Below are 5,445 nucleotides of genomic sequence, written 5' to 3' on the forward strand. Positions count from 1 at the left end.
CTCCACCCAGCACAATGGCGGCGCGTGTTCGCCAATCGAGCACCATCGGCCTGCGCACCGGCGTCGCGGTCGCTGTGGCGGGAGGCGTCTGCGGCGCGGAGCTCACATGCCCTGCTGCGCGAGATGGGCGATCATCTGCGCCACGCGAGTCGATGCCCCGGGCGTCCCCAACTGGTCGCGCACAGCAGACAACCCTGCCAGCGCATCAGCCCGCTCCGCGCTGGCACGCTCGAGCAACGGAAGCAGCGCGCTGGCCACCTGCGTCGGCACGAAGCGCTCCTGTACGAACTCGCGCGAGATCTCACGACCGGCCACCACATTCACGAGGCCGATATGCGGAATCTTCACGACCCGCCGCGCAATGGCGTACGTGATGGGATTGGTGCAGTAGCCGATCACATGCGGGAGCCCGGCCACGGCGGCTTCCAGGGTATTCGTTCCGCTCTTGAGCAGCCCTGCGGTTGCCGCGCGCTGCACGACGAACGACGCGCCCTGCACGAGGGGGAACGGACAGTCGGCCGGCGAAATGGAGACGGTGGGCGCGACCCCGACCACCACCTGCACCTCCGGTCGTGCACGCTGCACCGCCCGTGCCGCATCGATGAACGGTACCAGATGCCTGGCAACCTCTGCGCGTCGGCTTCCGGGAAACACGGCGAGGACCGGACGCTCCGGATCCAACCCGAGTTGCGCGCGGGCCTCGGCCGGCGTCGGAAGCGCCTGCGCGCGATCGAGCAGTGGATGCCCCACGAAGGTTGCATCCACGCCGTGTTCGCGCAGCAGGGCCTCCTCGAAGGGGAGGATACAGGCCGCCTTCGTCACGAGGCGCGCAATGCGCGGCAGGCGCTTCGCGCCCCAGGCCCACACCTGAGGTGTGATGTAATACAGCACCGGGACGCCGGCCGCCTGCGCCACTTCGGCCACCTTCAGATTGAATCCGGGGTAGTCGAGCAGTACGACCAGTCCTACCCGGCCACTCTCGATCCGCTCGCGCAAGCGCCGTAGCAGCAGCCAGTGACGAGGCACGTGCTGCAACACCTCCACGAACCCCATGACCGCGAGATGCTGCACATCTTCCAGCAAGGCGACGCCGGCACGCGCCATGTGGCCGCCACCGACGCCGGTAAGCGTCAGCGACGGCGCCAGCTCACGCAGCACTTCCGCCACCTTGCCGGCATGCAAGTCGCCAGAGGCCTCTCCGACGACGAACAGCACCTCACGCACCGGCGGCCTCGCTGGCCTGCATCACCCGATGCGCCTGCTCGATTGCAGACACGATGCGTAACGCCGCCTCGAGCGCCTCGCGCCCCTCCTCACCGGTAACCGCTACGGCGTTCCGGCCCATGATCGCGCCGAGGAACTGCGAGAGCTCGAGCACCAGCGGCTCTCCCTCGGGTGCCTCGATCGTGACACGTTCCACGAACTCCTCGAGGGCACGCGGCGCGCGCGCCAGCGCCATGGGATCGAAGTCTCCGCGAAGCCGGAAGAACTCACCCGTGCCGGCCGCGAGGTCGAGCGACAGATACCCGCTCCGCTGGAAGATGCGCAGCTTACGCAGCCGTTCCCGCGACACGCGACTGGCCGTGATGTTCGCCACCGCGCCATTCGCGAACGTCAGGCGCGCGTTGGCGATATCGAGTTGCGGGGTGAGCACCGGAATGCCCATCGCCTGTACGTCGGCCACGGGCGAGCCCACCAGCGTGTGCACGAGGTCGAGATCATGGATCATCAGATCGAGGACCACGGCCACATCGGAACCGCGCGGATTGAACGGCGCGAGGCGGTCGCTCTCGATAAAGCGAGGGCCATCGACGTACGGCATGGCGGCCCGCACCGCGCGGTTGAAGCGCTCCACGTGCCCCACCTGCAGGATCACGCCGGCCGCCCGCGACTGTCCAAGTAGGGCGTCGGCTTCGGCAAGCGTGACCGTGAACGGCTTTTCCACGAATACGTGCTTGCCGCGTGCGAGTGCCGCCGTCGCGACCGCATGGTGCGCGGTCGTGGGCACCACGATCGACACCGCATCCACTTCGTCAAGCAGCGCTGCCAGCGACGGGTAGGCGGTCACCTGATACTGCGACGCGACCGCCGATGCGCGCGCGGGGTTCTCGTCCACAAAACCCACGAAGCGCTCACCGCACAGGTCCCGCAGAATCCGTACATGGTGCACCCCAAGACCACCGGCGCCCACGACGCCGACACGCGGAGCCTTCGTGCCCGAGAACAGCTGCCGATCTGTCGCCATGCTCATCCCCGTCCCATTGGCGTCACGCCGTCAGAAGCCCACGCCACGCTGACTGGCTTCGATGAATTCCAGGAAGTGCTCTACATCGGGGAGCATCTCGAGCTCGGCACGCGCCTTCTCGACGCCCTGCGAGAGATTCAAATCCGAACGGAAGCAGTAGCGATACGCCCGTTTCAGTTCCCGCACCACCGGCTCATCGAACCCGCTCCGCTGGAGCCCAACGGAGTTGAGCCCGAAGAGCCTGACCGGGTTCCCCACCGCGCGCACAAAGGGTGGCACGTCCTGCGATACGCGCGAACACCCGCCGATGAACGCGTGCCGACCGACGCGGGCAAACTGATGCACGGCACACAGCCCGGAGATGATGGCCCGATCCTCGACCGTCACGTGCCCGGCGAGCTGCGTGCCGTTCGAGATGATGATGTGATCGCCGAGATGACAATCGTGCGCGAGGTGCACATAGCTCATGAGGAAGCAATGCTTCCCCACCGTCGTGGTCACCGAGTGCGCCGTACCGCGGTTCACCGTGGCGTATTCGCGAATGGAGGTGTCGTCGCCGATCTCCACCCACGTCTCCTCACCCCGATACTTGAGGTCCTGCGGGTCACCGCCAAGAATGGCGCCGACCCCCACCGTCACACGCTCACCAAGGCGTACGTTGCGCTCGAGCGTGGCGCGCGCGGCGATGCGGCTACCAGCGCCGATCGTGCACTGCGGGCCGACGATGGCCCACGGCCCCACCTTCACATCGTGCGCCAGCTCGGCAGTCGGGTCAACAAGGGCCGTGGGATGAATGCGCGCGGCGGTCATGATGCCTGCCGCGTCACTCATCGATCACGAACCATGGCCGCCATCTCCGCTTCGGTCACCACCTGACCGTCCACGTAGGCGGTGCCCCTCATCTTGCACATCGTCCCCCGCATCTGCAGGACTTCGAGCTCGAGCCGAAGCTGATCACCAGGCTTCACCGGACGACGGAACTTCACGTTGTCGAGCGACAGGAAGTATACAACTTTCGTGGACGGATCCTCGATCGTGCGCATCAGCAACATGCCGCCCACCTGCGCCATGGCCTCGATGATCAGCACCCCGGGCATGATCGGATGGCCGGGGAAATGGCCCTGGAAGAACGGTTCGTTGATGGTGACGTTCTTGAGCCCCACGATGCGCTTGCCTTCCTCGATCTCGAGGATCCGATCCACGAGCAGGAACGGGTAGCGATGCGGCAAGACCTGCAGGATGTCTTCGACAGTGTACACAGCGGGTTCCCGAATGGCGTGTTGTACGAGAGCTCGCACCAGTGACACCGTGCCGCGGTGGCTGGGCTTGTGAGCGACGATGCGGGCACGCACGCGCGCGCCCGCCAGCAACAGGTCCCCGATACAGTCGAGGGCCTTGTGACGAACGAATTCATCATCCCACCGGAGCGTCGTCTCCACCACCCCCTGCCCATCGAGGACAATGGCGTTGGCCGTGGAGGCCCCCTGAATCAATCCTTTTGCCCGCAGCGCGTCCACTTCATGGAGGAAGCCGAAGGTGCGGGCCGCCGCGAGCTCTCGCGCGAACGTGGCTGGCGACACCATGTAACGACCGCGCTGCTCCCCGATCAACGGATGGGGGAAGTCGATCGTGACGTCGAGCCCGAACCCGAAGCACGGGTGCGCCTCGTACACGCTCTCGCCGTCGACCACGCGGATCGCCTTGCGCAGCACCAACCAGTCCGGACGCCCAGCGTTGCACGCGAGGCCAGCCAGCTGTAGCGCCTCAAGAAACGGCGCCGCGCTGCCGTCCATGATCGGCGGCTCGGGCCCGTCCATCTCGATCAGGAGGTCATCGATCTCCAGGCCCCCAACAGCGGCCAGCACGTGCTCCACCGTGTGGAGCGCGGCCTCGCCGGTCCCAAGTTGGGTACGCCGCTCGGCCTCCACCGCGACGTCCACGTGCGCCGGAATGGGCGCCGTACCGGGCAGATCGACACGCAGGAAGACGATGCCCGTGCCGGAGGGGGCGGGCCTGAAGACGAGCCGACAGGGGCGCCCCAAGTGCAGCCCCACGCCCTCGACCGCCCGCTCACCGGCAATGGTGCGCCGTCCCATGCCGTGCACCGGCGACAGGCCACGCGCGGCCCCCGGGACGCTCGCCGCAGCGGGAGGCACCGCGCTGCCGGCATTGGCCCTGGCAATCATGGCGTCGACTCACCGTCGCCGGTGCCACCGCCAAGGCGGGCCACGAGCCGCTCGATGGGCCGCACCAGCCGAGCCAGACGCGCGACCGCCGCCTGCGTCCGCAACTGGTCCTTGTGCGGGCGCGCGGGATACCCGGACCAGATCTCGCCGGCCGGCACGTCACCGAACACCCCCGCCTGCGCAGCCACGGTGGCTTTCGCCCCGACCGTCAGATGGCCGCTCAAGCCCGCCTGCCCGCCAATCTGCGCACCATCCTCGATGCGGGTGGACCCCGCCACGCCGACCTGCGCGGCGAAGAAGCAAAACCGGCCCACGCGCACGTTGTGGGCGATGTGCACGAGGTTGTCGATCTTCGTACCGGCGCCAATGATCGTGTCGTCCACGCTGCCCCGATCCACGCAACTATTGGCCCCCACTTCCACATCATGCTCCAGTACACAGCGGGCGATATGCGGAATGCGCACGACGCCGGAGGGACGTGGTACGAATCCGAAGCCCTCCCGGCCAACCTGTGCGCCGGCGTGCAACACCACGCGATCTCCCAGCTCCGTGAAGGGATAGACCACGGCATTCGCGTGCAGACGTACATCGCGGCCAAGTGAGGCGCCGGCACCCACCTTGGCACCGGCACTGATCCAGCAACCGTCGCCGATCACGGCGCCATCGCCAATCACCGCGTACGCATCCACCGTGACATGGTGCCCGAGCGTGGCCGTCGGCGCCACGACCGCGGTGGAGTGCACCCCGGCGGCGCGAGGCTCCGCCCGATGGAAGCGGGCAAGCATCCCGACGAGCGCGTCGATGGGCTTGTCCACCACGATGCGTGTGGTTGGCGCCCCCTGCTGCTGCTCGAACGCTGGGGCAACAAGCACGACCCCGGCCTGCGACGTGGCGAACCAAGCGGCGTAGCGACGGTGCCCCAGGAAACTCAGGTCGCCCGGTCCGGCGCGATCGAGCGGCGCAATGCCCGTCACGACGACGGACGGATCGCCCACAAGGCGTCCGCCCACGTGT

The 5,445-nt window shown here is 67.5% G+C and carries 5 protein-coding genes; all 5 read right to left on the reverse strand.

Annotated features, from left to right (window positions below; translation table 11 throughout):
* Positions 1–102: 102 nt before the first annotated feature.
* On the reverse strand, positions 103–1,224 hold the full coding sequence (lpxB, locus tag ACIQ51_RS13915) for a lipid-A-disaccharide synthase (RefSeq protein WP_396205664.1): 1,122 nt from the start codon (positions 1,222–1,224) through the stop codon (positions 103–105).
* The gene (locus ACIQ51_RS13920; protein WP_396205665.1) at positions 1,217–2,251 is read right to left on the reverse strand and encodes a Gfo/Idh/MocA family oxidoreductase; all 1,035 of its coding nucleotides are present in this window, start codon (positions 2,249–2,251) and stop codon (positions 1,217–1,219) included. The genes lpxB and ACIQ51_RS13920 overlap by 8 nt, the downstream gene beginning before the upstream one ends.
* 24 nt (positions 2,252–2,275) lie before the next feature.
* On the reverse strand, positions 2,276–3,076 hold the full coding sequence (lpxA, locus tag ACIQ51_RS13925; protein WP_396205666.1) for an acyl-ACP--UDP-N-acetylglucosamine O-acyltransferase: 801 nt from the start codon (positions 3,074–3,076) through the stop codon (positions 2,276–2,278).
* On the reverse strand, positions 3,073–4,431 hold the full coding sequence (gene lpxC / locus ACIQ51_RS13930) for a UDP-3-O-acyl-N-acetylglucosamine deacetylase (RefSeq protein WP_396205667.1): 1,359 nt from the start codon (positions 4,429–4,431) through the stop codon (positions 3,073–3,075). The genes lpxA and lpxC overlap by 4 nt, the downstream gene beginning before the upstream one ends.
* Positions 4,428–5,445 (reverse strand): UDP-3-O-(3-hydroxymyristoyl)glucosamine N-acyltransferase (gene lpxD, locus ACIQ51_RS13935; protein WP_396205668.1); only part of this gene is annotated, 1,018 nt, incomplete at its 5' end. The genes lpxD and lpxC, both read right to left, overlap by 4 nt.

It is taken from the genome of Gemmatimonas sp., from assembly GCF_044344655.1.
In the GTDB taxonomy this organism is placed as follows: domain Bacteria; phylum Gemmatimonadota; class Gemmatimonadetes; order Gemmatimonadales; family Gemmatimonadaceae; genus Gemmatimonas.